We start from the raw sequence: 23988 nt of genomic DNA, 5'->3' as shown, positions 1-23988 counted from the left end.
TTCAATACTTCCTTTCACGGGATGCGAGTAATACCTCCGCTTTAACACAACCTTTTCAACAAATCCACCAAAATTTCCTGCTGTTTTTTGTTATCTCTGCCAATGGAAACAGATAAGCGGCCTATAAAAGCCGCTTGGTCGTTCTTTCACCGTTATACGAGAAAAGATACTTTTTATTATCAAGAATCGTTTCCAGGTGTACAGTCCTTTTCCAGATCCGGTAAACACCGGGCAGGGTTTTTTCCAGAAAGAAAATATCCAGGTCCCGGCCGTCGTGGTAATGTTTCAGATATAGTTCCCCGTTTAAGTTATAGTCAGCATCCTCTACTTTGATAACGGGGTAACCGCAGTTGGTCAAAAGAGTAACCATCCCTTCCCTGACCTTTTCCCAGTCCGTTTCGGTGACCTGCCACCTGGTATAAACTTTTTTAAAGAGATAGAGGTCCAGGTCTTCGACCAGTTCCTTGGTCAGGTAATTTCTTATAAAAGAAATATCATTTTCCGTGGTACGGACCTCAAACATCTTTGCCCTTCCCTCGCCACCGGCGCGGCCGTACTTTTCCTTTTCCTCTTCTGTCGGGTTATCCCATCTCTTCTCGATATCTTCCCATATTTTGAGTCCCACCAGGTATGGATTTATACTCATCCGGGAAGGTTGCAGGATACCGGCATTCATTTTAGCAAACTCGATGGTCTCTTCTTCCGTTAAATCAATTTCACGCATAATCCTGGCATGCCAATAGCTTGCCCAGCCTTCGTTCATAATCTTTGTTTCCATCTGCGGCCAGAAATAGAGCATTTCTTCCCGGATAATGCAGAGAATGTCTCTCTGCCACTCCTCCAAATTTTTCGCATGGGCCGCCATAAAGGACAGTAGGTCTTTTTCCGGTTCCGGCGGAAATTTCTTGGGTAGGTTATTGGAATCTTCCTGTTTAGGCTTTTCTTCGCCTAAATACCATAGGTCATCATAAGGTGTTTCCTGCCTTTGTTGTTCGGGTTTAGCCGACAATTTCTGCCGGGGTTTATATAGGTCGGGTTCGATATGTTCCTGTATTGATAAAACGTCATCAATAAAACCTTCCACCTTATCCCGTCCGTATTTTTGTTCATACCCCCTGATCCTGTCAGCGCTTACCGCCATACTTTCGATCATGTTCCGGTTGGTGTTTTTAAAGTGGAAATTGTTTTTAAAAAAGTCACAATGGGCAAAGACATGCGCTATAACCAACTTGTTTTGAATAAGGGAATTTCCGTCCAGTAGAAAGGCATAACAGGGGTTGGAATTGATCACCAGTTCGTAAATCCTGCTCAGGTTATAATCATACTGAGTTTTCATTTTGTGAAAGGCTTTCCCAAAACTCCAGTGACTGAACCTGGTGGGCATGCCATAGGCGCCAAAGGTATAGATAATATCGGCAGGACATATTTCAAACCGCATATCATAGAAATCCAGGCCAAACTTTCTTGCCTGTTCGGCGATTTTTTCTATTGCTTCTTCCATAATTTTGATTTCTTCGGTTTTCATGCTGCCCCCTTTAATCATACCAAAATAAATTCCTTAAACCTGAAATACATCCCGTTTGGGATTAAAAAACGCCCTTAAAGCAGGGTAGACTCCCGATTTATCTTTGATCAGAACACTTGTAAATCTGGGATTTTTGATCTGCTGGTAAACCTTCATCAAACTGCTGGAATTATAATAAAGCCCTTCAATTTCACCATAACCGAAAATATTACACACATCCAATAACCGGTTAACCAGTCGGAGGCATTTCTCGTTGTCTGACGGTAGATTGTCTCCGTCAGAAAAATGAAAAGGATAAATGTTATAATCAGATACCGGATACCGCTCTTCAATAATTTTCAGAGCCAGTTCATAAACAGAGGAACACCTGGTACCGCCGCTTTCTCCTTTGGTAAAAAATTCTTGTTCCGTTACTTCCTTGGCTGTAGTGTGGTGGGCCAAAAAAACTATTTGCACATTTTTATATTTGGTCCTGAGGAATCTGACCATCCAGAAGAAAAAACTGCGGGCAATATACTTTTCAAAGGGGCCCATGGAGCCGCTGGTATCCATCATGGCAATAACCACGGCGCTGGACTGGTGCTTGATTTCCGTCTCCCAAGTCTTAAACCTGAGGTCATCAGGAATAATCTTCAATTCTGAGCTACCTTCCCTGGCATTACGCCTGATACTTTCCAACAGGGTTCTCCTTTTGTCAATATTGCTCATGATTCCTTTTTTGCGGACATCTTTAAATTCTATAGACTCCGTCACCATTTCCGGCTGTTTCTTTTCCTGTAAATTAGGTAAGCCCAAATCTTCGAAAATCAGTTCCGCCAGTTCGTCTACCGTGATCTCCGCCTCATAATAATCAACCCCCGGTTCGTCACCGGCGCCCCCGCTTTTTCCGCTGCCCCTGGCACTGTCGCTGCCTAAAACGTTGCCGGGTTTTGTTTTTCCTTTCCCTTGTCCAACGTGTTCCTGTTTATTCAGGTTAAACCGGAAACGGTATTCTTCCAGGGACCTGATAGGCACTTTCACTATCTTTTTGCCGTCAGACATGATGATACTTTCCTCGCTCACTATATCGGCAAGGTTCTTTTTTATGGCCTCTTTGACTTTTTTCATGTGCCGCTGCTGGTCAACGTAACCTTTTCGGTGAAGGGACCAATCCTCTTTAGACACGATGAAGGAAAATTTCTCCATAGCCCTTCCTCCCGCGGCAGCAAAATTACCTGTTTAATAAGCTGCCTACATATTTCAGCAGTTCATTGGCGCATACCGGGCAGTATTTATACTCATCAATTAATTTGGCAATTACTTCGTTGATCTTTTTCAACTGATTTTCATCAGGCGTCTTTGTTGAAGTAGTTATCTTGACTACATCTTTCAGGTCAGCAAAGAGTTTTTTCTCGATTGCTTCTCTGAGACGCTCATGGGAACTGTAATCAAACTTTTTCCCCTGGCGGGCGTAACTGGATAATCTGATCAGGATTTCTTCTCGGAAACTCTTTTTGGCATTTTCTGAAACTCCGATTTGCTCCTCTATGGACCTCATCAGCTTCTCGTCAGGATCTAACTCTTCTTCCGTAATGGGGTCTTTCACCTTCACCCCGTTACAATAAGCTTCAATGTTGTCCAGGTAATTATTGAACAGAGTTTTGGCTGATTCATCAAAAGAATAGACAAAGGCCTTCTGAACCTCTTTTTTGCATATTTCATCATATTCTTTACGGGCGATGGAGATAAAATTAATCAGCCTTTCCTTCTCTTCTTTGGTAATTGACGGATGCTGGTCCAAACCATCCTTCAGCGCCCGCAAAATATCCAGAGCATTAATACAATATGTCTCCGTCTTAATGAGCGCTGTAGAAATTCTGTTGATTACATACCGGGGGTCGACACCTGTCATGCCTTCTTCGGGAAATTCATTCTGCAGTTCTGCCAAATCCTTTTGTTTAAACCCTTCCACATCCTCGCCGTCATAGATCTTCATTTTTTTCACCAGGTCCATGCCCTGTTTCTTAGACTCTTTCAAGCGGGACAAAACAGAAAAAATCCCGGCAATGCGCAAGGCATGTGGCGCAATATGAATACCCCGCATATCACTTTGATGAATTAATTTTTCGTAAATTTTTTCTTCTTCCGATACTTTTAAATTGTACGGAATAGGAATAACTATAATCCTTGACTGCAGAGCTTCGTTTTTCTTGTTGCTAACAAAGGCTTTGTACTCGGCTTCGTTAGTATGGGCAATAATTACCTCGTCGGCGGATATAAGAGCAAATCGCCCCGCCTTAAAATTCCCTTCCTGGGATAAACTTAACAGGTTCCAGAGAAATTTTTCGTCGCATTTCAACATCTCCTGAAATTCCATAATTCCACGGTTGGCTATGTTTAATTCCCCGTCAAACCTGTAAGCTCTGGGGTCTGACTCGGATCCGTATTCAGTTATTGTTGAAAAATCCACACTTCCCGTTAAATCAGCTATATCCTGGGACTTTGGGTCAGAAGGGGTAAAAGTACCGATGCCTATCCTCTTCTCTTCGGAAAGGATTACCCGCTCAACAGGTACCTTTTCCACTTCCCCATTATATTGAGTTTCCACCATCATCCGGCAGGCCGGGCATAATTCCCCTTCAATATAAATACCATAGTCTCTTTCAAAAGCTTTTCGCATATCCCTCGGAATCAGGTGCAGAGGTTCTTCATGCATCGGGCAGCCCTTAATGCCATACAGCGCCCCCTGGGGAGTCCGGCTGTACTTTTCCAGCCCCCGTTTCAGCATGGTAACAATCGTCGATTTACCCCCACTGACAGGCCCCATTAACAGAAGAATTCTTTTACGGACGTCCAGTCTTCTTGCCGAAGGATGAAAGTACTCCTCTACAAGCCTTTCCAGGGTTTTATGCAAGCCAAAAAGTTCAGAGGAAAAAAACTTATATTCTTTATAGCCATCCTTCTCCTCCACTCCGGCATCCTTAATCATATTGTAAACCCTGTCATGAGCTAACCGGCAAATTTCGGGCCGTTCCTGTACCAGATTCAGGTAATCCTCAAAAGTCCCTTCCCAGTATAGGGCTTTTTCTTGTTCCTGGTACTGCCTCAAATCCCTGAGAATATCCATGCACGTCCCTCCACATTTTTACTGCCAACCTCAACTTTAACCCTAAATAATTATATGCATTTTTATTAACAAAGAAGACTTTGCGGGCAATCTTAAGTTTGCCGCTTGATTATTAATATGCGGAGGGTTGAGTTAAGTTCACCTGTTTTTGCCTGCCCGCCAATTTTTATTTTTTTCGCCAAAGCAGAAAAATACCTCATCCCGCCAAAGGCCCTGCTTCATTAAAGTCCCCCTTACAAAATAAAAACGCCCTGGCTTTTCCGGACGTTTCGTTGTTTATTTCCCGCTATTTTTCTTTGAAATTTTAAATCTTATTCAACATTCAGGAATACCGAATCCTTATTAAAACTACCTTAAAAACATCTAAATCGGATTTGTATGTAACAATCTTTTATAACTGTCCGGTAGGCCGTAACGGGATATCTAATGAAAAGGTAGTCCCGTGTCCAACAGCACTTGTCACACTTAGATTCCCGCCTATTAAATGGGCCAGTTTTTGTACAATAGCCAGTCCTAGGCCAGTCCCTCCTAATTCACGGCTTCTCCCCTTGTCAATCCGGTAAAAGCGTTCAAATATGCGTTCAAGGTGCTCGTTGGCGATACCGTTCCCAGTATCAGCAACTAGTATCCTTACTAAATCTGGATGCTGTTCAACCCTAACCTCTATTCTTCCACTTTCCGGGGTGTATTTGATTGCATTATCCAACAGATTCAGCAATATTTGCTGAAGAGCATCTGGATCTGTTGAAATAAGTATATGTTTCGGAATAATCCATGATATTTCCTGGTGTTTTGCCTCAGTTAAAATCTTCATTTGCTCAAGCAAAGGAACTAAGGTTTCATATAAATCGATAGTATTTAAATGGTTCTTAATTTTGTCACCGTCTGCTCTCGCCAAAAACAGCAACTGCTCGACCATGCGAATAAGCCGGTCTACTTCCTCTTCAATACCTTCCAACACTTCTTTATAGTAATTAGTGCTGCGTTCCTTTTGTAATGCTAAGGATATTTCCCCTTTCATCACAGTTAAAGGAGTTCTAAGCTCGTGCGAGGCATCTCCGGTAAATTGTTTGTACCCTTCGACGGTAATTTCCAACCTATTTAGCATGCGGTTAAGAGACCTAGCCAGCCTAGCCACTTCGTCCTCTCCCGGAATATCCAATCGCTTGTGCAACTCCTGTTCAGAAATTCGTTCGGCTGTGGCTGCTATGCTGGCTATCGGTGCTAAAGCTCTTCCCGTTATCAAACGGCTGGCCAAAAGGGTAATTACAAAAAATAAGGGAGCCAAAATTACCACAGTTACTATCAACATTTGCAACATATTTTCTATGGGTTCAAGTGATTGGCCTGTCTGTACAAAACCAGCGACTTTGTTGGCACTTATAATTGGCAAAGTGTACACCCTGATTGGCTCATCGTCATTAATTCTAGTCAGTTCCTGGAACCCACCTTTAAGAGATACATTACCAATGCCATTAATTTTTACTGGTAAGTCCTCCAGAGGGCCCCAGTGTCCTTGCACCTGCCCTTTATTATTGACTATGCGCACGAATTGGCGTTGTTTTTCCAACTCACTGGAAGGAAAGGCTACTTGATAGATGATCTCGCTCTTTTTAACGTTTACGTCCATAGAAATCTGCTTGGCCATTTCAGTCAAAGAACTGTCCACCTGATGATAAAGCCAAGTTTGCAAGACAAAATAGACCAAAACCAGACTGACCAAAAAGGTTCCGGACAAAAAAACAGCATTAAAAAGCGACAGGCGGGAACGCAAAGTGACTGGCATTTTAATTTTCATTTATTATTTCCACCCTGAATTTTATAACCTGAACCACGTACCGTATGAATTAATTTTTCAGAAAAGGCTTCATCAACTTTCTTACGTATTTGACGGATATAAACATCTACAATATTGGACTGGTTAAAAAAATTGTAATCCCAAATATGCTCAGCAATAATTGTCCTGCTGAGAACCTGCCCGGCATTACGCATCAGCAGCTCCAGCAGAGCGAACTCACGGTTGGTTAGCTCAATCTCCTGCCCGTTGCGAAATGTCCTGCGTGAAACGAGATCTAATTTTAAATCAGCAACAGACAAGATGTTCCCTTTACCTTCAGTACACCGTCTTGCTAATGCCCGTATTCTGGCAAGCAACTCCTTAAATGCAAATGGTTTAACAAGGTAATCGTCCGCACCGGCATCCAATCCCTCTACCCTGTCATCAACAGCATCCATGGCTGTCAACATTAACACAGGAGTACCAATACCTCGATCTCTGACAGTTTTACAAAGAGTAATCCCATCCATTTTGGGCATTAGAATATCCATAATAATTAAGTCATAACTGAAGCTGTTTATCCAATTAAGCCCTTCTTCACCGTCATAGGCAACATCTACGGCGTAGGTTTCTTCCTCCAGCCCCCGCTTTATAAATGAAGCTATGCGTTTTTCATCCTCCACAACCAATATCCGCATAGAGAACTCCCCTTCTAACGACTGACTAAGCTATTAAATAGTGGTAACCATTAATATTTTCTAGGAAAATAGTTGTTATCCTTTAAGTCAATTTTAATTCTGTCGTAAAGCTTTTACCACTTGTTTTTGAGAAATAGCCTGTGCCGCAAATACCGCAACAATCACCGCAAAACTACCAGCCGCCAGTATTAATGTGAGATAACTCCACGGAATAAACAAAAACTGAGGTGGTGGGTCGAAAACTCCTGTAAGTACTTTTACCAATACCTCCGCGATTATGAAACCAAGAGTCAAACCGGTTAACACTCCGCCTACAAGAATTAGAAGCCCCTCGCTCCATAAAAAAGAGCCCAATTGTTTCCTGTTAGCACCGAGCGCCGCAAGAATTGAGAATGTACGTTTCCGTTCCACCAGCCCTAATGCCAAAACTAACCCGGTCGCTCCTAAGATCAGTAAAAGCGCATAGATTAGTTCAAGACGAGTTAGCCCACGAAGATCAACTGCGGTAAGGCTTGAACTTATGATACTTTGAGTTGAACCAATGTCAGTCACCCTGACCCCGGGAAGTGAATTGACCACGGATCGAACTTGAGGTAAAAGACTTTTCGGATCAGTCCGAGTGCGAATTAAAATTGTTTCTGCTGCCGATGACCCAGTTTGCTGGGCAATATAACTTGCGTTTGCAACCAAAAAGGAGTCTTTGGGAGCTGTGGGAAACTCCCTGGCAACACCTATAAAATGAAATGGAACCGCATGGTATTGATGATCTCTGGCGTTTTGTAACCGGAGAATAAGCTTATCGCCCGGCTTGAGCTGAAAATCAGTAACTGTTTCTTCAGATACTAATACACCGTCCGGGCGGTTAGCTAACGCAGATAGCATTGCTTTAGCATTACCTCCCTTAAAATAAGCGTCAGAAATGTTGGTGGCATCGCTGATGTGAAGTGGATCAATACCAAATATATCCTGGAGATCGTTACCCACATATGCAAATCGATGCTGCATTGGTTGGATTGCAATGATACTAGGAATTAGTTTCAGGTTTGACAATTTGCTGCTTGGAGGTTCGGAAGTAGATCCTGTAACTGTTATATCAGCCCCATTGGTAAGTTCCGCATCAACATGTGACTGAGCGTTATAAGTTGTATTGAAAATTGCTGTAGAAACGGCAAAAGAAAAGGCCAGCGCAACAATCACTATGCCGTTTGTTATCAAGAATCTTTGCTTGCTAAGTGATGAGGCCACTACAGTAGAAAGCCCATGGGCAATAGGCCGGATAGTTTTGGCCAAAGCTTTTTTTCCACGTTCGATTCCGAAAGACCAAAGACGAATGAATAGCAATGCACCACCTATCCACAAGCATAAAGGTGCAATGAAAGCCTGGTAATCTACGCTGGTCTGGGCTACCCCTTCCGGAGCCAAAACAAGTTGATAACTGGAACTTGTAGTTCTCCAGAATGTCGCCATAGCCAGAATCAGTAAGATGACATCAACAAACGTACGCTGCCATAAAGGTTTTCGTTTTTTACCTATAACAGCCCGTGCAGCGGCCACGGTTGAACAACTTATTTCGTTCCAGGCCGGATAAAGTACAGCCAGGACAGTAAGCAAAATACCGGCCAAGGTCGCTAACAAAATCCAGATAAGCATTGATGAATCCATTCGCAAATCGAAGGCGGCAATGTATTTGGCGTTAACATATGTCAGAATGAACCCTAATAATGTTCCCACCAAGGCAACCAAAATCGCTTCAACTCCGGCAAGGGCAAAAATTTGCATTCTTGATGCCCCTCTGGTCCGCAAAAGTGCTTGCTCTCTACGTCGGCGGTGTTTGCCGGAAGCCGTAACAGCAAGAGTCAGAATAACAGCTAAAATGGTACCCGGTAATCCCAGGAACAAGAACAAAACTCTCGCGTACAAGGCGTCTTCGCGCACCCCGTCCAAACGGGATGCTAAGTTGTCACCAATAATACCGTTGCCTGCGATTCGCGCTTCAACGTTGTTAGCCAGCCTCTGAGCCGACAAGTAAGCGCTTGTGGGGTCCCCTGGTAAATGGTCATGTGCAATTTTAACATGTAATTGACTGCGGACTGAGTCCGGTCGGATCTGCATCTGGGGATCAAATAGCTTGTGCCATAGCTGGTCAGGAACCAATAATACATTGTCAGGCGGCGCCTGCGGGGCTACGCCTGCCGGCATGCCGATGGCCTGAAAAAGAGAGTCTGCATTTGGCAGGTCAATAATACCATCAATAGTAAGCTCAACCGGAGCCAGCCCTACCCGTTCAACAGACACTTTATCCCCTATAGTTACATGTAAATTGGCTGCAGTTTGCTGGGCGGCCAATACTCCGGTATTTTTCCCCAGGAGATGCCGGATTTGTGCAGGGAATCGCTTCCAGTATTCCGGGCTGATACCAAGAACTTTACCAGGGCCGGTTGTCTGGATGGAGGCACCTGTCTGGGCAACAAAGCCAGCAGCGTCGGCATATCCTACCTCCTCAATGGACGTAATTTTGATCGCTTTTCCAATTTCTGTTTTCACTGCTGTTTTATTCGAACCCGGGCGCAACAAGATCTGCCAGTCTACCGGAATGTTTGCTATTGCCCTACTGGTCATAGACCTTGCACTTGACGAGATAAACGCCCCCATTGAAGCAAGGAGAGAAACTGTGATGGCAACCCCGAGGGCTACACCCAGATGGCGCCCACCTCGTTTGAAAATCGAACCTTTCAACCATAAAAGCACCTTCAACAATGCTGACGCACCTCCAGTCTCCCATGTTCCATATACCATACAGTTTTCATGCGCCTTGCTACTGTCATGTCATGAGTTGCTATGACAAGAGCTGTATCTGTACCTTCAATGGAAGCAAGAAGAAGGTCAAGCAAATGCTGTCCGGTTGTTTGGTCCAACTGGCCCGTTGGTTCATCGGCCAGAATAACTTTGGGCTGGCGTACTATTGCCCGCGCCGCAGCGACCCTTTGGGCCTGCCCCCCTGATAATTCTTCAGGCAGTTTGTTCGCCAGATTTTCAAGAGATAATTTTTTTAGTGCATTGAAAGCTGCTTCATCAGCCTCCTCCTCTCCAACATGACTAAGCAGAAGCGGTATTTTCACATTTTCTATGCAGTTTAACGGTTCCAAAAGGCTTTCGGTTTGAAAAATAAATCCTATTTTCTCGGGCCGAAGGGCATGCCGCGGCCCCAGAGCCGGCCACGTAATTGTACCAGACGTTGGGGGCTCAATTCCTCCCATGACCTGCAACAGGGTCGATTTACCGCTTCCCGACGGACCAACAACAGCAATCCGGTCTCCTGAATGTAGTTGGCAGGATACGGCATTTAGCGCAACTACCGAATTGTTGCCTTTTTTGTAAAGACAGCTTATATCTTTTGCGCTGATAAATATTTCCCCTTGAATACTAGTCACTTCAAGATTACTGGAAACCTGTGCCAACGTTTCTCTAGCCACCGACAACCATCCCATCTCTTAAGTGCACGATTCTGTTGGCATAGGACGCCAGAGTCTCGCTATGGGTTGCCACAAGAATCGCACATCGTTCATTTCGCACACTCTCAAAAAGGTTTATTATATGTTTTTCGGTTTCGCTGTCCACTTCTCCTGTTGGCTCATCAGCAAGCAGTATTGACGGGTTGGTAGACAACGCCACTGCCATGCCGGCTCTTGCGGCTTCCCCGCCGGAGAGTTCCTCAGGATAGGCCGAGCGACGGTGGCTAATTCCAGTCCGGTTAAGGAGATCGTTCATCCTCTTCCTGTCGCCTCTGTGGGCTAAACTCATTTGTAGCAGAATATTTTCCTCTACGGTCAGATGCTCAAATAAATTTCCGGACTGCAGGAGAATCCCAATTTCTGCAGATCGGATGGCAGCCCGTTCCTCCTCCGGTCGGCGCGTTATGCGCTGCCCCATTACTTCGACATAACCACCATCGGGTTCGTCAAGCCCGGCCAGACAGGATAGCAAAGTAGATTTCCCACTTCCGGAAGGGCCCATCACAGCAACAATCTCTCCGGCCTTTACCTCAAGACTCACACCTCGCAATGCCAGCGTTTCTTCTTCGTTTGAATGATAAAAGCGATAAAGGTCAACAGCGTTTAACAGACCCATTACTTCTCCCACCTGAAACTTTCCGACATTCTTTTCCACTGGTCAACATTGTCAGCTCCAACTGGTGCCCAAAGTTCCAGCCTGGCTAACTTGCCATTTTTGTAATAGAAATAGCTGCTATTATCAAGCCGGACCTGTTTTCCGGTTACAGAGTTTGGTTCGGAGTTTGAAGTATATTTTACGAGAACAGCCGGGCCACTAGGTAGATTAATACTTTGAATACTGCTTACCTGTACTGCTCTCTCGGTATTCTTAATGGCAGTTACCTGTTTGGCTTCAATTGTTGCAATGGAAAGCGGTTTTGAAGATTCTTCAGTAGTAACTTTGACTCCGTCCAGTTTATCGGTGAAAACTACATTACCAGCTTGCTCCATACGTGCCCAGCCTTCGGGAACTTCCAGGGAATACCCCCCCTGTGCTGAACTAAACCTGACAAACACCTGCGAATCAGGAATGTCACCCACGGGGTTCTTTTCCGGTGCTACCGGCTGCTCAGTAGTAGCCTGCGTCTGTTTAGTTTGAGTTTGCGACGGTTTATTGGTAGTAATTGAAGTTTGGGCCACTGGGTTGGATACGCCAGACGTGTTATTGGTGTGCACAGTTGTCTGTTTTCCACAACCCACAATAGCCAGACCTAATACTAAAAAGCTGACCAACTTGAATTTGTCCAACATACGACATCCTCCTTTTAATAAAGTTTCGCCAATCGCACCCGACTTTGGTAATTTGGCTCTTTACAATATCTTACTTTTAATAAATTAAAATAAAATGAGTTATAAATGAAGATTTTTTAATAAAACACCTTTTTCAAACCGAAACCTGTTAATCAAAGATGAAATCTTAATTTTCTTTTCATTGTCAGTTAATCATTATTAGATAATTACTCGCCATATATCTGAACTATGGTGTTGGAAAGCGCCTGTATCTCTATACCGAGTGAGGTGATAATGCCTTATTCCGGGTATCTGGTGGCAGCCGGCAAACTTAGCATGTTTAGCGTAACGTTGGTGGCGGCGTTGGCAAATTTGTCCGGAAGCTGTATAGAATACGCGATTGGTAAGTTTGTGGACCGCCCTTTATAGAAAAATACGGAAAAATACTTTTTGCTATCAAAAAACCACATGTCCAAAGCAGACTTGTGGTTTGACAAGAAGGGTGAAATAACAGTAAATTTTTGTTACTTATTTATCGTATATGTGTCAATGCAGGTTTCATCCTGTTTAACAGATTTTAATGTAAGTTTATTTTTACTTACTTCGGCTATGATGTAATTGGGCTCGTCAGTTGGGTTGTAAAAAAATGTATCCCAACTTTTCCTGGACGAATCTTTATAGTACTTTGAACCGCTTCGACCGGTTATGTAATATATTGTACCTTTAGAAGGGCTTTTAGCCGGTTGACCCCCATACATTGGGTAAGTCCTTGCCACTACATGGTCGTGGCCATTGAAAACCACATCTACATGATATCTGTCAAATATTGGCCCATAAGCTGCCTTTAGATAATTGTTTGCTCTTTTACCTTTGCTGTAGAAAGGAGGTTTATGAAAAAATACAAGTTTCCATGTTTTTTTTGTGTTTTTAAGGTCATTAGCCAACCATGCTTTTTGGGCATTTAAAGCTTTAATTTCTTTTTCTTCGATGTTGTCAAGCATTACAAAATGTGCATCCCCGTAATCAAAAGAGTACGTCAGGCCCTTGGCGCCATCAGGTCCGTTTTGGGGGAGCTTAAACTGCGCGGACCAGAATGCTCTGTTGGTTTCATGATTACCTCTTACAACCATAGCCGGGATAGAATCAATTACTCCTTTGGCGCCTTCAAACCACGCATTCCAATGGGCACTGCTTGTTCCGCGATCTACCAGGTCGCCCACAACTACAAAAAATTTGGCGTCAGGATTAAATTTGTAAGCGCTCCGCACTGTATTCTTCCATGAGGTGTAGTTGCCATCACTCTGGCTGTCCCCAAAAATTAAAAATTTAAAACTCTTTGTAACCAAAGGTTCCGTTTTGAACGAATGAAAACTGCTCCAATTTTTGCCGTCACCGACCCTATATAAATATGTGTTCCCGGGTTCAAGACCGTTCACTGTTGCGTAATCAATGTTAATTCTTCCGGAGTCTGATAAAAGTTGATATACTGTGGCATTGATAGTTCTTGCCTTATATAGGAATGCCGCCCCATCTGACAATTTTGCGTATTGGAGAACACCCTTCTTTACTGAAGCCCCGGTTTTCCATGAAATGGTCTGAGTTTTACCGGGGTCCAGTATCCATGTAAGGGCTATATGGTCCGGAACAAAAGAACTTGTGGCTTGATTAACCGGTTTGTTAGCCGCGGATAATGATGAGCAGGCCGTAAATACCAGAAAAGGCACCAAAATACATAATCTAATAAAGTTAGAAAAAAAGGCTTTTCCCATAAGTCCGTCCTCCTTGACATCCTCCCTGGACTTTGGTCCAGGGGTCTGGAATGTCTACTAGACTTAAATTCCTGCATATCTCAATTATACCATGTGCATTATTCTTGGTTAATGAGACGCTTCATCCCCGGAATGAATTCCGGGGCTTTCGCTCAGATTTTCCAGTAATTCATCATTGGTAGGGAACCATCTTTCGAGCAGTTGTTGTCGGCTGATCCATACAATTTTGGGTTGATCGCCCGGATGTTTACTGCCCCGAACCTTTCGGGTCGGACCATAAATCCACTTAATTACCTTTTGTAGCAAATACACTCCACGTTTGAGCCCCTTAATAGATATGTCTTGCACCGAAAAACCCAAACCTTTAACCCCTCGATTGATCATAGTTAGACCAAAGAAAACCTCAATGTTTTTATATTCGGGGTTCTCGACTATATACCGTGCTAATTCAGGCAATGATTCCCTGGCTAAACGCAATGCCCGCACGGCAGCTTTTTGGATGTCGTTTTCATTGCCCCGCAAGCGCCCGCTTTCAAAATGAATTTCTCCCACTTTATCCCCGGCTTTTGCCAATAACCGTCCGTCACTTGTGTATAGATTCGGGCCTTTATAAATAGTCTTGGACAAGCGTAAAAAATTTGTTGAATTAATTCGTTCCACGTGATATATCCTGGCAAAAAAACGTTCCCATTTCTCCCATAGAGCAAAGACTAACCTTCGCCACCAGGGCCAGTCCGGAAATTCCAACTTTACCAATGGCAGTTTTTGTTCTTCAACAATTTTCCGGCAAATAGTTTTTAGAGCCCGAACGGTATTCTCCGGAGCACCTTTTTCTCCTCCAGCATCATGTAAAACCAGTATTGACCCCTCTTTCGTCTTCCGTAGAATGCTTGACGCAATTTGTTCGGGATTGCGCCTGACCTTCCAGTCATGGCCTTCCACATTCCATAAAACCGCCCGTTTTTTCCGCACTTTTATCCATAACCACGTTACAAGATTAAAAGTTCCCCAAGGTGGACGAACCCATTGGACAGCCGTACCTGTTAAGTTCTCGATGATACTAACACATTCTTCCCAATCGCGCCACGTTTGCATGGGAGACATAAACCAGGCGTACCTGTGGCTATTGGAATGTGCCCCAATGTGATGGCCTCGTTGTTTGATTTCTTTAACTAAATTAGAATACCTGATAGCATTTTCTCCAGTTACAAAAAATGTTGCCTTAACTTTATATTCGTCTAATATATCAAGTATCTGAGGTGTTGTTTCAGAATTAGGGCCGTCGTCAAATGTTATAGCCACACCGGGAGTATACTGGCGCTTCCAGCTTCCGATACCCAACCGGTGTAAAAACATATCAGGAATTACAGTATATGTAGCGCCTATAAATACAATAATAACCAGTAAATAGTAACCCCAATTCATGTAACAACCCCCGCTAACTTTGGTTCGTTAACTTATCCGGACTATGTTCCTTAATTAACTTTTCAATATTACCAAAGGCATAAAAAACTGCCACAGAAATAAGGATAAAGGCGCTTACATAGAAGGGTGCCCTGTACCCAAGCGTATCCCATACTTTGCCGCCAATATATGTTCCAACAGCCGTTCCCAAACCTTCAATGGTCATAAAGATGGCCCACATTGTTCCCCTTTTCTCTGCTGAAACTGCCCTAGCCATTAATCCATTCCATGCAGGAAGAATAAAAGAATACGAGATACCCAGAATAGCCCCAACTATTAAAGCCCTTACAACCAATCTCTGCAACGGCAGGAGAATCAAACAAACTGATGCCAACAGAAACCCACCAACAAGCGGTCCTTTAACACCGAGCCTGTCAGCCAATTTTCCCGCAGGAACTAGGAAAAGCACGGTAAAGATTCCTCCGCCGATAAGAAGGTAGTTGAATTGTTCGGGGCTAAGGCCGAATACTTTTTTTGCATATATCACAATAACGGGCATCAATATTCCTACTGACATGGTTTGGACAAACATTCCGGGGTATAGGACTCTGTGTGAAATCAATTCGTGAAATAATTCTTTTAAAAAAACCGACTGTGATAACATCCCTTGATTGGTTATCCGTGGCATTTTAATAGCAATTGTTAACAGCAAAGCCAAAGCTAGTAACCCTAGAAGTGTCAGAAAAGAAATTCTATAAGATTTTTCAATCACGAAATTAATAACTACCGGACCAATACCTGCCCCAACCAACCAGGCTATAAACACCTTGCTTAGCGCTTCACCTATTTGTCGGGCAGGCATCTTCGCGGCTATTCCGGAAATTACTACCGGCCATACAGGGGAAATCCCCAACCCGAATAACACCGCACCTAATATAAAGGAATAGGTGTTCCAGCGAAACGATATAATTGAAATTCCAATACTGGAAACAACTATCCCGGTAATTAATAACCTTTTCCCGCCAAATCTGTCTGTAAGCCAACCTGCCGGGATGCGAAAAATATTATCAAACAGGTAATGTAGTGAAATAGCTGTACCGATTACTTCCATACTAAAACCTGCAACAAACCGTCCATATAACGGCAATATGCTGAAAACAAGCGCTCCGCGTACAAATTCCAATAACCCAAGCACTAATAGAGGAGCCATTTGATCACCCAATCACTGTTTTAATTTTCATTTCATTAACCAAATCCAACATATGTTCTACTGCCCGTTCGGCTGCGCGTCCAGGTATGGCATTCTGTGCCTTATTGCGCATTCTCTCCAATTCTTCAGGATGTTTTAATAAAAAATGAACGATATGCCCTAACTCTTCAAGGCTTTCAGCGGTTTTCCCAGCGCCAATTTTTCGCAGGAAAACAGCGTTCCCCTCTTCCTGGCCGGGAATTGGGCGATAAATCACCAGTGGTAAACGCTTGGTTAATGCTTCGGATACTGTCAATCCCCCTGCCTTTGTAATAATTAAATCTGCGGCTGACATTAACTCTTCCACATTACTTACAAAACCCAAACGGACAATTGGATTACGAGCTTTGTCAACAATTTCATCAATAGATTTATATAATTTATCGTCTTTGCCACAAACTACAATTGACTGCACAGGAAATTCTGATTCCGCAAAAAGTTTACATACATCTTTTAAACTATCTAAAACGCCATAGACTCCTCCCATTATTAACAGTGTCGGCTGGCCAGGGCACAGCCCTAACCGGGAGATTATCTCCGCTCTGTTCAAATAGCGTTCAAAACGAGGACTTACGGGTATCCCCGTAACTTTTATACGAGCCGGGTCAATTCCTCTCAATACCAAACCGTCAAAGACTTCTTTACAACCGACAATATACATATCCACTCCCGGATGAATCCATTGGCTATGCACAACATAATCAGTTATCACTGTCACGAGTGGAACATTCAACCTGTGTTTTAACTTTAATTGTGAAATGACTCCTGCCACTGTAGGATAGGTACATATAATAAGATCAGGTTGTAAAGAACAAATAAGTTTTTCAAAATCTTTTTGCCCCATTTGGTTTAGAAATCGTTGAATTAAAGAATCAGGTGAAACCTTAGCTGTACCGTAGTAAAATTTCCCCCAGAGTTTTGGAGAATACTTGATCATGCCGATATAAACATTTTTAATTACATTGTTAAATGTCTTACTAAGGAACTCTCCGCAATCCAAGTGAGTAACCATGGCATAAGGTTCTCTAATATGAATTGCTTCGATTACTGCCTCCGCCGCCCGTACGTGCCCTGCACCAAAAGTTGCAGAAAAAACAAGTACACGTAAGTTCTTCAAAACTTAAGCCCCCTTCAGTAAGTTTTTTTAATTTACATTTTTGGCCCTGCTCCATTCTTGCCTATACTTTTATTTTTGTATTCGTTTGAAGAACTTCTTTTGGCTTTTATAAAAGCAAAATAATAACCCAAGTAATCCCCCCTAATACGTTATAAGAAACTCCCAATAATTCATCTTTCCTATTCCGGCTACGAAAGGTGCATATGTTCGGATAACCGGAATAAATCTGGCCAAAATAATGGTTTTCCCTCCGTATTTTTTATAAGTATCACCTAATACGGCTGCAATACAAAAAGCACCATTACCCATCCGATATTTAGTGATCCTTGAGCAGAAAACGTTCCTGCTGCAAAAAGGAGTGAATCACCCGGAAGGAACGGTGTAACCACCAATCCTGTTTCAAAAAAGATAATCAGAAATAGGATTAAATAAGTCTATGGCCCCTTTTCCAAGATACTTTGTCTAAATTCATTTCTTTTTATAAACTGAACAAAACTGCTGACCCAATTCCCAGAACTGCCCCGGCTATAACATCTGTGGGATAATGTTGACCCAAATATATCCGTGAGACACCGATTAATACTGCGACTGTTAACAGCACTGGTGCAATGAAAGGATAGTGGATTGATATTACGGTGAATATAGAGAAACTTGCGGCAGTATGTCCCGAAGGAAACGAATAATCTTTCAGAATAAATCCTCGACGAAGTTTAACCCCGGGCAATACCAAATATGGCCGGGGCCGGGAAACAAATCTTTTGAATAACTGTACCATAAAATGACCAACGGTCAACGAATAAACCGACTCTTTTCCTACACTATTCCCTTGACTGAATACGACTAAACTTATACAAAGCAGTATGGATATAGTGGTTCCTCCTAATATCGTAAAAAAAGACATCACGCCATCCAATACCGGGTTCTTTAGATAGTTGTTAATGTTTCGAAATATCCAATTATCCAGTCGAAGAATGTAGTTCATTTCCTTCACCTCATCATGCCAGCCAGTGTTTACCAAGGACTTCAAAAAACTCTTTTTAATAAGAGATACATCGTGCGACAAAAAAGTTCAGATTTTAAACTCGTAATTTTATTGTAGTTGTAAATTGGGTTGAGTCAGATACTTTAGCAACTCCTTCAACTAAAGAAAGTAATTCCTTAGCTTATTCCGCACATATTTTTAAAGGTTCATTGCTTTCTAAATATAGTAAATCCGGATAAGCATCCCTTGATAACGCCGGATTATATTTCCCAACTTTTGTTCATAACGTTCAACAATTATCCCCCGCAATACTACCTCATAACCCCAAAATTACAGGTACTGCCAGTGAGTAAAGCCACTTTTTTTGATATTCTTCAGTTTTTCAAACAGACCCATCTTATTCCTCCTCTTAACTTTGTCTTGATTATAACAAGTCAACCTTAAAAATATCTTAAAAAGACCTGTCTTCAAATTTTGATGAAATTCAAATATTTAGAGGGGTGTTTAATGGGACTACTTTTAATTGAAGATGAAGAAGGTTTAGCCAAAGCAATTTCTTATATTCTTAAGGGAAAGGCTATGTTTGTTAAAGACGGCCCAAGGCCGGAAAAGCCGTCCAAACTTGACCCATTCAAAGATTACCTGAAGGTCCAAATGGCTAAAGCAATTTTCAACTGCAACAGACTTTACCACGAGCTGAAGTCATTAGGTTGTTCTGGTGGCAAAACCATTTTGGTACAAAAAAACCGGCCATATTTTGGCCGGTTTTGCTATGTCGCAACCTTTTCCCCTCCACTACGCGCGAAAGCCCTGAACATCCGGGCTGTCTCAAACGTTGTTTGGGGCTGAGCATCTCCTGAAATTCCATAATTCCACGGTTGGCTATGTTTAATTCCCCGTCAAACCTGTTAGCTCTGGGATCCGACATTGTAAACCCTGGCATGAGCTAACCGGCAAATTTCGGGCCGTTCCTGTACCAGATTCAGGTAATTCGCAAAAGTCCCTTCCCAGTATAGGGCTTTTTCTTGTTCCTGGTACTGCCTCAAATCCCTGAGAATATCCACGCACGTCTCCACATTTTTACTGCCAACCTCAACTTTAACCCTGAATAATTATATGCATTTTTATTATCAAAGAAGACTTTGCGGGCAATCTTAAGTTTACCGCTTGATTGTTAATATGCGGAGAGTTGAGTTAAGTTCACCTGTTTTTGCCTGCCCGCAGTTTTTATTTTGTTTGCCTGATTAGAACCCCACCTTACAAAAAAACGTCTAAAAACTGTTTTTCATATTTGTGCCACCAAACTTGAGGTGGTACATGCCCCCACTCATAATTTGTATAATTTCAGCATCAACTTTCAGTTTGCGTAATCCTATCACGTTTGAGGTAAAAAGTTGTCCTGTTACAGTTCTCGGTCCGGTTGTCAATTTAACTCACCCTTAAATCTTTAAAATATATACTCATTTTACCATATTAAGTCTACGAGTGCATCTTTAACCGATTAATCGATTGCTTAGCAGAAGGATGCTGCTGTTCGGCTGTATTTTGTCTAACTATTTTGTCTAACCACCAAAGTCAGGTAACTTGGGCAATTTCTTGCCATTTATGCCGAGTAAAAACAATAAAATGGTTCCGTCCCTTACGGGGTTAAGGAAGTTCAAACTTTGAAATTTTAAATCTTATTCAACATTCAGGATATACCTTTGAACATCGGCATCTGTTTTTATTAAATCAGGATCTGGTGCCCATAACCTATCGACAATTTTCTGGAAATTGCTAAGATTGGCTTTCTCAATTCGATAAACTATTCCTTGAGTATCTATAAATTCAAATGTGTCATCCGTGTCTAAGACCAATTTACCAATGTCTCGTGAACAATATTTCACTCCGTCATACCATGATATTGTTTTAGGGTTACCAGGATGAATTCGTACATCAACTTTTCCTTAAAGCGTCATCGGTGGGATATGCCGTTTTTGTTTTTGTCACCTTCCGTAATTGCCGGTAATAGCCTTCGATTATGTTGGTTGTATATATAATTCTCCGGATCTCATAGGGATACTTGAAGTAAGCCGTTAATTCAAGCCAATTATTTTCCCAGAACCTGATTATAATTGGGTGTTTTTTACCCCATTTTCCTTTGAAGTCCTCAAAGGCCATCTCGGCTTCTTCGATGGTTAAAGCCTGGTACACTTTCTTTAAATCAGCCATCAAAAGTTTCTGCTCCTTGTATGGAACATACTTCAAAGAGTTCCGGATTTGATGGATGACACATAGTTGAATTTCTGTTTACGGAAATACTGTATTGTAAGCAGCCTTGTTTATGATTCTTTTTAATAATCTGAGGTTCGAACTCGCCGTTACGGTCCCTGGGTATTATAACTCTTGTTTTTCTAAACCTTGATTTGATAGTCTTTTCGCTGTAACCGTTACGGCTGTTACCGGAATTATTTCCGTCAATACCATGTTTTTTGTAGCCTAAATGTTCTTCTATTTCAGCCTCAAAAATACCCTGTAGTATCCTTAAAAAGGTCTCTCAGCATCTTGTGGACATCCTCTACGGTCACCTAAATTCATAAGCCACCTGCTTATTCAATCTCTTTGTTTACCTTACCAACAATATCGTTTACTATTCTGAAACATTCTTCAACTTCTTCCTTCGATACAACCAAGGAATCCTCGGCTGGATACCTGGTCTCTATATAAAACGCATTAACAAAAGCACAATCCTTAACAAGGGATTTAAAGGTTTCGTCAAATTGGCTTGCTTTCTTGCATAATTTCACGAGGCTGTGTCCTTCAATCAACTCACCCGATTTTAAAATCAGGTACCCTTTCAGGTATTTTTCAATGGCCTGTTGGCAGTGAAAACAAACAATTCCATAGTCCGCATCATGTTCAAACAGAATTTTTGCGCTTTTCAAGTCCTTTTCCGCCATGGCAAACCACTCTTTATACCTTTTGCTGTCAACCACCTATCCGCACCCCCGTCTTATTAATAACATGGGCAAACCTGGATTTATCGTTTTTGTACTGCTCCCATTGCTTTGGTGTGTACACCACCACATCAAGGTCAACATCACAATCTACCTCAAGCAGAATATCCTGCACCAGTTTTCTTTTATTGTCCGTTTCCGTAATAACGCAAATGTCTATATCACTTTGTTTTCGAGCCAAGCCTTTTGCATAAGAACCAAACAAAATGATATCAACTGGCTTAAACTTTTCAATTATTTGTTTTTTAACGCTTTCGACCTTTTCATTGTAAGGACACATACATATCCTCCTCCGGCCTTATATTTTGGCCAATAAATCCGCCTGCAACGGTTTCTTTCTCGCCCTGGCTTCTTCCACCTGTGACATATTGGATTCAAGGACATCTCTCGGAAGCGGTTCGTTTAAGACTCTTAATCTCCGGATAATTGTTGAAGCAATTTTTTTGCTTTCGGTGTTAACTTGAAATACGTTTTCCTTAACTGCCGCTTTAATAATATCACTTTCCTGAAAGCCTTGCAATTTAAGCCTTGCAGCCTTTTTTGTCTCTAGGTACAGGTACGGTATCGTCTTTAATGTGGTAGTATATTTTAGTTCAATGAAATGAATCCCAAATTCCTGCCTATTGAGACCGGCTGTTTTGGTAGTTCTTTTTCCGCACTTTAACTGGGCTTTTGAATTGCCGGCTGAACCGATTGATTACTCTCCGCTTTGGTACGGACGGTACTATTTAGTGATACCATGCTCATAAAAACCACCATAATACAAATACGGCATTCTATCTATTTGTTATCCTCTTGAACAAACTCTAATCCGGTGATTTTAACTTCTGCTTTTTTGCCCCAACTTTTCCTAATACCTTCTGGAACCTCAAAAATGAACTTACCGTCGTAGTTTGGTTTTATTGGAATATCAGAGTTGTTTTCAACATAGGCAACACCTACATCCTCCCCCATCGGTTTCCCTTCTTTGTCCAGGTAGTAAACAGTTACATATATTGAATCAATCGACTTCGTACCGTTGTTTTTAATATAACCAGTAACCCAAGCCGAGTCGGAATAATTATCTATTTTAACATCATGCAATTTCAGGTTGGCTTTATAAGACTCGACTTCCTTTTTCCTTTTTTCTGCTGCATCAAACCATCCAAAGTCTAATTTCAAATTGCCGTTTTCCTTAATAACTTTCATTGTCAATTGTGTTTTTTCCATCGGCAAACGATTTTCCTGAACCATTTGTTTTAGTACTTTACGGCCACCTTCCCAGTCAACAAACCAACCTGACCGAGGCAAAGCCGAATAAATTGCTTCTCCGTCAGGGTATTCGTAATCGGCTGTTACTTTAAAAACACCATTTTGTTTTTCGATGCTTTTAACTTTGAAAGAACTTTTTGTTTTACGTAATTCTTCTAAATCATTGATAAACCCGTCAGCAATAGAAGGATTAACGTTTTTATCGGGGTTAAGTTCATCCAGAGATATAGTTTTTTTCTCTTTATTCGCGAGTAATTCATAAGCGCCGGCATAGTCACCAGAGATAACCTTTTTAAAGTATGATTCAACGACTGCTCTTGCTTTACCTTCGTCAAATATGCTTACTTGCGAAGAAGATTTACCTGTTTTCCCCATATCACATCCATACAAAAATGTTACGAAAAGGCTGAAAACGACCAGGAAACCAATTTTTTTATACATCACCGTCACCCACTTCATTAAGTATCAACTGATACCTGTATTTGCCTGACCACTCCTGCGGCACATCTTCAAAAAGTACCAAACCGTAATTACGTATATGATTTGGTTTAATTGGTTTTTGCGAATCGTTAAACGCTCCAGGATAAGCAAAAGATATGTCTTTTTCAGTAAACGGCCTTCCGCCTTTGTCCAGTAGTTCTATATGAATATCCAGATCCTTAACAACCTGATTGCTAATATTCTGTATTTTGGCATCCAAAGCCAGGCACTCGTCATATACCAAATCATCAAATTTATGAACTTTGAGAGAGAGTATCTTAATATACTCGTTTGGATTCAGATCTCCTGTCCCGACTACGATACTGGTCTGGTCAGAAGAACTCTCACTTTTTGTGGGTTGACTTTCTGCAGTGGCCGGTTTTGTATCGGTATTAGAAGGACTATTTGAAACCAGCGGTTTAACAGGAATATTATCATAGTTCCTAACTAAGTTATAAAAGTAAAAATTCAGTCCAATAGAAAATGCAAACATAACCGTTAAACAAATCAGAATCCATCTTATTTTGCCGTTCATAGTATACCTCCTTCCTCCCAGTCTGTCTGTGCAACCTTTATTCATAAGTCCTGCCAATATTATGCTAGTGTGCTTTTCGACTGGTTGGTTTCATCCATAATGGCTGGCAGGTTTTGACCGGAATACGCATTTTCAACTCGATTGCTGTAAATAACTTTTGGCGTATTGTTGCCAGGCCTGCCATTTTGTCTGTCACGCCATTTAGTCTTGTGATTACAAAAAAAATTAACAAGCAAATTGTTTTGATATTTTTCTCTGATATTCTCCACAATGGTAATTTTCCCCTGCAAAATATCGGAAATATTACCACTTCCCATC

Annotated in this window: 22 protein-coding genes and 3 pseudogenes; 1 reads left to right on the top strand and 24 read right to left on the bottom strand. The window is 42.0% G+C overall.

The window, feature by feature from the left end:
• Positions 1 to 121: 121 nt before the first annotated feature.
• The 15 genes and pseudogenes from Tfer_RS08190 to Tfer_RS17305 all read right to left on the bottom strand — a co-directional run bounded on the left by Tfer_RS08190 (position 122) and on the right by Tfer_RS17305 (position 18327).
• Positions 122 to 1525, bottom strand: coding sequence for a SpoVR family protein (locus Tfer_RS08190; RefSeq protein ID WP_052217946.1), 1404 nt, complete (start codon positions 1523 to 1525; stop codon positions 122 to 124).
• Positions 1526 to 1558: 33 nt separating this feature from the next.
• Complete coding sequence (gene yhbH, locus Tfer_RS08185) at positions 1559 to 2710, bottom strand: sporulation protein YhbH (RefSeq protein ID WP_052217944.1); 1152 nt, start codon at positions 2708 to 2710, stop codon at positions 1559 to 1561.
• Between the two features lie 25 nt (positions 2711 to 2735).
• Positions 2736 to 4631 (bottom strand): PrkA family serine protein kinase, encoded by a 1896-nt coding sequence (locus tag Tfer_RS08180; protein ID WP_052217942.1) that lies wholly within the window; start codon positions 4629 to 4631, stop codon positions 2736 to 2738.
• A 391-nt stretch (positions 4632 to 5022) separates the two neighbouring features.
• Complete coding sequence (locus tag Tfer_RS08175) at positions 5023 to 6429, bottom strand: sensor histidine kinase (RefSeq protein ID WP_052217940.1); 1407 nt, start codon at positions 6427 to 6429, stop codon at positions 5023 to 5025.
• Positions 6426 to 7106: a response regulator transcription factor gene (locus tag Tfer_RS08170; RefSeq protein WP_052217938.1), complete on the bottom strand. Its 681-nt coding sequence runs from the start codon at positions 7104 to 7106 to the stop codon at positions 6426 to 6428. The genes Tfer_RS08175 and Tfer_RS08170 overlap by 4 nt, the downstream gene beginning before the upstream one ends.
• Positions 7107 to 7199: 93 nt before the next feature.
• Positions 7200 to 9854 carry an ABC transporter permease gene (locus Tfer_RS08165; protein WP_242843570.1) on the bottom strand — a complete coding sequence of 885 codons (2655 nt, stop codon included), beginning with the start codon at positions 9852 to 9854 and terminating at the stop codon, positions 7200 to 7202.
• A gap of 2 nt (positions 9855 to 9856) precedes the next feature.
• Positions 9857 to 10579, bottom strand: a complete 723-nt coding sequence (locus Tfer_RS08160; RefSeq protein WP_242843566.1) for an ABC transporter ATP-binding protein — start codon at positions 10577 to 10579, stop codon at positions 9857 to 9859.
• Positions 10572 to 11234 (bottom strand): ABC transporter ATP-binding protein, encoded by a 663-nt coding sequence (locus Tfer_RS08155; RefSeq protein WP_052217934.1) that lies wholly within the window; start codon positions 11232 to 11234, stop codon positions 10572 to 10574. Before Tfer_RS08155 ends, Tfer_RS08160 begins: the two co-directional genes overlap by 8 nt.
• Positions 11234 to 11908 (bottom strand): hypothetical protein, encoded by a 675-nt coding sequence (locus tag Tfer_RS08150; protein ID WP_200901021.1) that lies wholly within the window; start codon positions 11906 to 11908, stop codon positions 11234 to 11236. The genes Tfer_RS08155 and Tfer_RS08150 overlap by 1 nt, the downstream gene beginning before the upstream one ends.
• Before the next feature lie 503 nt (positions 11909 to 12411).
• Positions 12412 to 13656, bottom strand: a complete 1245-nt coding sequence (locus Tfer_RS08145) for a purple acid phosphatase family protein (RefSeq protein ID WP_052217932.1) — start codon at positions 13654 to 13656, stop codon at positions 12412 to 12414.
• A gap of 108 nt (positions 13657 to 13764) precedes the next feature.
• Entirely contained in the window at positions 13765 to 15081 is a 1317-nt protein-coding gene (locus Tfer_RS08140) for a polysaccharide deacetylase family protein (RefSeq protein ID WP_083436854.1), read from the bottom strand.
• A 13-nt stretch (positions 15082 to 15094) separates the two neighbouring features.
• Entirely contained in the window at positions 15095 to 16270 is a 1176-nt protein-coding gene (locus tag Tfer_RS08135; protein WP_052217930.1) for an MFS transporter, read from the bottom strand.
• Between the two features lie 4 nt (positions 16271 to 16274).
• A complete protein-coding gene (locus Tfer_RS08130; protein ID WP_052217927.1) occupies positions 16275 to 17426 on the bottom strand; it encodes an MGDG synthase family glycosyltransferase in 1152 nt (383 codons plus the stop codon).
• A 112-nt stretch (positions 17427 to 17538) separates the two neighbouring features.
• A pseudogene (locus Tfer_RS16930) lies at positions 17539 to 17860 on the bottom strand (VTT domain-containing protein); the annotation flags it as partial.
• Between the two features lie 44 nt (positions 17861 to 17904).
• The gene (locus Tfer_RS17305; protein WP_427916558.1) at positions 17905 to 18327 is read right to left on the bottom strand and encodes a phosphatase PAP2 family protein; all 423 of its coding nucleotides are present in this window, start codon (positions 18325 to 18327) and stop codon (positions 17905 to 17907) included.
• 588 nt (positions 18328 to 18915) lie between these two features.
• Here Tfer_RS17305 and Tfer_RS16925 point away from each other — a divergent pair.
• On the top strand, positions 18916 to 19257 hold the full coding sequence (locus Tfer_RS16925; protein WP_052217924.1) for a hypothetical protein: 342 nt from the start codon (positions 18916 to 18918) through the stop codon (positions 19255 to 19257).
• Here Tfer_RS16925 and Tfer_RS17300 read toward each other — a convergent pair.
• From Tfer_RS17300 to Tfer_RS08085, 9 genes and pseudogenes are all read right to left on the bottom strand, one after another.
• Positions 19256 to 19333, bottom strand: a pseudogene (locus Tfer_RS17300) (hypothetical protein); the annotation flags it as partial. The gene Tfer_RS16925 and the pseudogene Tfer_RS17300 sit on opposite strands and share 2 nt — an antisense overlap.
• On the bottom strand, positions 19317 to 19472 hold the full coding sequence (locus Tfer_RS16310; RefSeq protein WP_200901020.1) for a hypothetical protein: 156 nt from the start codon (positions 19470 to 19472) through the stop codon (positions 19317 to 19319). The gene Tfer_RS16310 and the pseudogene Tfer_RS17300, both read right to left, overlap by 17 nt.
• Before the next feature lie 877 nt (positions 19473 to 20349).
• Positions 20350 to 20975, bottom strand: a pseudogene (locus tag Tfer_RS16010) (transposase); the annotation flags it as partial.
• A 21-nt stretch (positions 20976 to 20996) separates the two neighbouring features.
• A complete protein-coding gene (locus Tfer_RS08110; RefSeq protein WP_052217920.1) occupies positions 20997 to 21383 on the bottom strand; it encodes a HEPN domain-containing protein in 387 nt (128 codons plus the stop codon).
• Positions 21376 to 21684: a nucleotidyltransferase domain-containing protein gene (locus tag Tfer_RS08105; RefSeq protein ID WP_052217918.1), complete on the bottom strand. Its 309-nt coding sequence runs from the start codon at positions 21682 to 21684 to the stop codon at positions 21376 to 21378. Before Tfer_RS08105 ends, Tfer_RS08110 begins: the two co-directional genes overlap by 8 nt.
• A gap of 18 nt (positions 21685 to 21702) precedes the next feature.
• A complete protein-coding gene (locus tag Tfer_RS16005; protein WP_282432063.1) occupies positions 21703 to 22002 on the bottom strand; it encodes a BrxA family protein in 300 nt (99 codons plus the stop codon).
• A 182-nt stretch (positions 22003 to 22184) separates the two neighbouring features.
• Positions 22185 to 23096 (bottom strand): hypothetical protein, encoded by a 912-nt coding sequence (locus Tfer_RS08095; protein ID WP_052217914.1) that lies wholly within the window; start codon positions 23094 to 23096, stop codon positions 22185 to 22187.
• The gene (locus Tfer_RS08090) at positions 23089 to 23670 is read right to left on the bottom strand and encodes a hypothetical protein (RefSeq protein ID WP_052217912.1); all 582 of its coding nucleotides are present in this window, start codon (positions 23668 to 23670) and stop codon (positions 23089 to 23091) included. Before Tfer_RS08090 ends, Tfer_RS08095 begins: the two co-directional genes overlap by 8 nt.
• 59 nt (positions 23671 to 23729) lie before the next feature.
• Complete coding sequence (locus Tfer_RS08085; RefSeq protein WP_152909007.1) at positions 23730 to 23987, bottom strand: hypothetical protein; 258 nt, start codon at positions 23985 to 23987, stop codon at positions 23730 to 23732.
• Position 23988: the final 1 nt, after the last annotated feature.

The sequence above is a fragment of the Thermincola ferriacetica genome (assembly GCF_001263415.1).
Taxonomy (GTDB): Bacteria; Bacillota; Thermincolia; order Thermincolales; family Thermincolaceae; genus Thermincola; species Thermincola ferriacetica.
Note: the sequence above shows the minus strand (reverse complement) of the source record. Positions and strands in the feature narration are given on the sequence as shown.

Excerpts from the sequence above, each read along its gene's own strand:
- Tfer_RS08095 (WP_052217914.1), bottom strand. The coding sequence starts at position 23,096 with ATGTATAAAAAAATTGGTTTCCTGGTCGTTTTCAGCCTTTTCGTAACA.
- Tfer_RS08155 (WP_052217934.1), bottom strand. The coding sequence starts at position 11,234 with ATGGGTCTGTTAAACGCTGTTGACCTTTATCGCTTTTATCATTCAAAC.
- Tfer_RS17305 (WP_427916558.1), bottom strand. The coding sequence starts at position 18,327 with ATGTCTTTTTTTACGATATTAGGAGGAACCACTATATCCATACTGCTT.
- Tfer_RS08085 (WP_152909007.1), bottom strand. The coding sequence starts at position 23,987 with ATGGGAAGTGGTAATATTTCCGATATTTTGCAGGGGAAAATTACCATT.
- yhbH (WP_052217944.1), bottom strand. The coding sequence starts at position 2,710 with ATGGAGAAATTTTCCTTCATCGTGTCTAAAGAGGATTGGTCCCTTCAC.
- Tfer_RS08090 (WP_052217912.1), bottom strand. The coding sequence starts at position 23,670 with ATGAACGGCAAAATAAGATGGATTCTGATTTGTTTAACGGTTATGTTT.
- Tfer_RS08150 (WP_200901021.1), bottom strand. The coding sequence starts at position 11,908 with ATGTTGGACAAATTCAAGTTGGTCAGCTTTTTAGTATTAGGTCTGGCT.
- Tfer_RS08145 (WP_052217932.1), bottom strand. The coding sequence starts at position 13,656 with ATGGGAAAAGCCTTTTTTTCTAACTTTATTAGATTATGTATTTTGGTG.
- Tfer_RS08190 (WP_052217946.1), bottom strand. The coding sequence starts at position 1,525 with ATGAAAACCGAAGAAATCAAAATTATGGAAGAAGCAATAGAAAAAATC.
- Tfer_RS08105 (WP_052217918.1), bottom strand. The coding sequence starts at position 21,684 with ATGTGTCCTTACAATGAAAAGGTCGAAAGCGTTAAAAAACAAATAATT.
- Tfer_RS08175 (WP_052217940.1), bottom strand. The coding sequence starts at position 6,429 with ATGAAAATTAAAATGCCAGTCACTTTGCGTTCCCGCCTGTCGCTTTTT.
- Tfer_RS08170 (WP_052217938.1), bottom strand. The coding sequence starts at position 7,106 with ATGCGGATATTGGTTGTGGAGGATGAAAAACGCATAGCTTCATTTATA.
- Tfer_RS08135 (WP_052217930.1), bottom strand. The coding sequence starts at position 16,270 with ATGGCTCCTCTATTAGTGCTTGGGTTATTGGAATTTGTACGCGGAGCG.
- Tfer_RS08180 (WP_052217942.1), bottom strand. The coding sequence starts at position 4,631 with ATGGATATTCTCAGGGATTTGAGGCAGTACCAGGAACAAGAAAAAGCC.
- Tfer_RS08140 (WP_083436854.1), bottom strand. The coding sequence starts at position 15,081 with ATGAATTGGGGTTACTATTTACTGGTTATTATTGTATTTATAGGCGCT.
- Tfer_RS16925 (WP_052217924.1), top strand. The coding sequence starts at position 18,916 with ATGGGACTACTTTTAATTGAAGATGAAGAAGGTTTAGCCAAAGCAATT.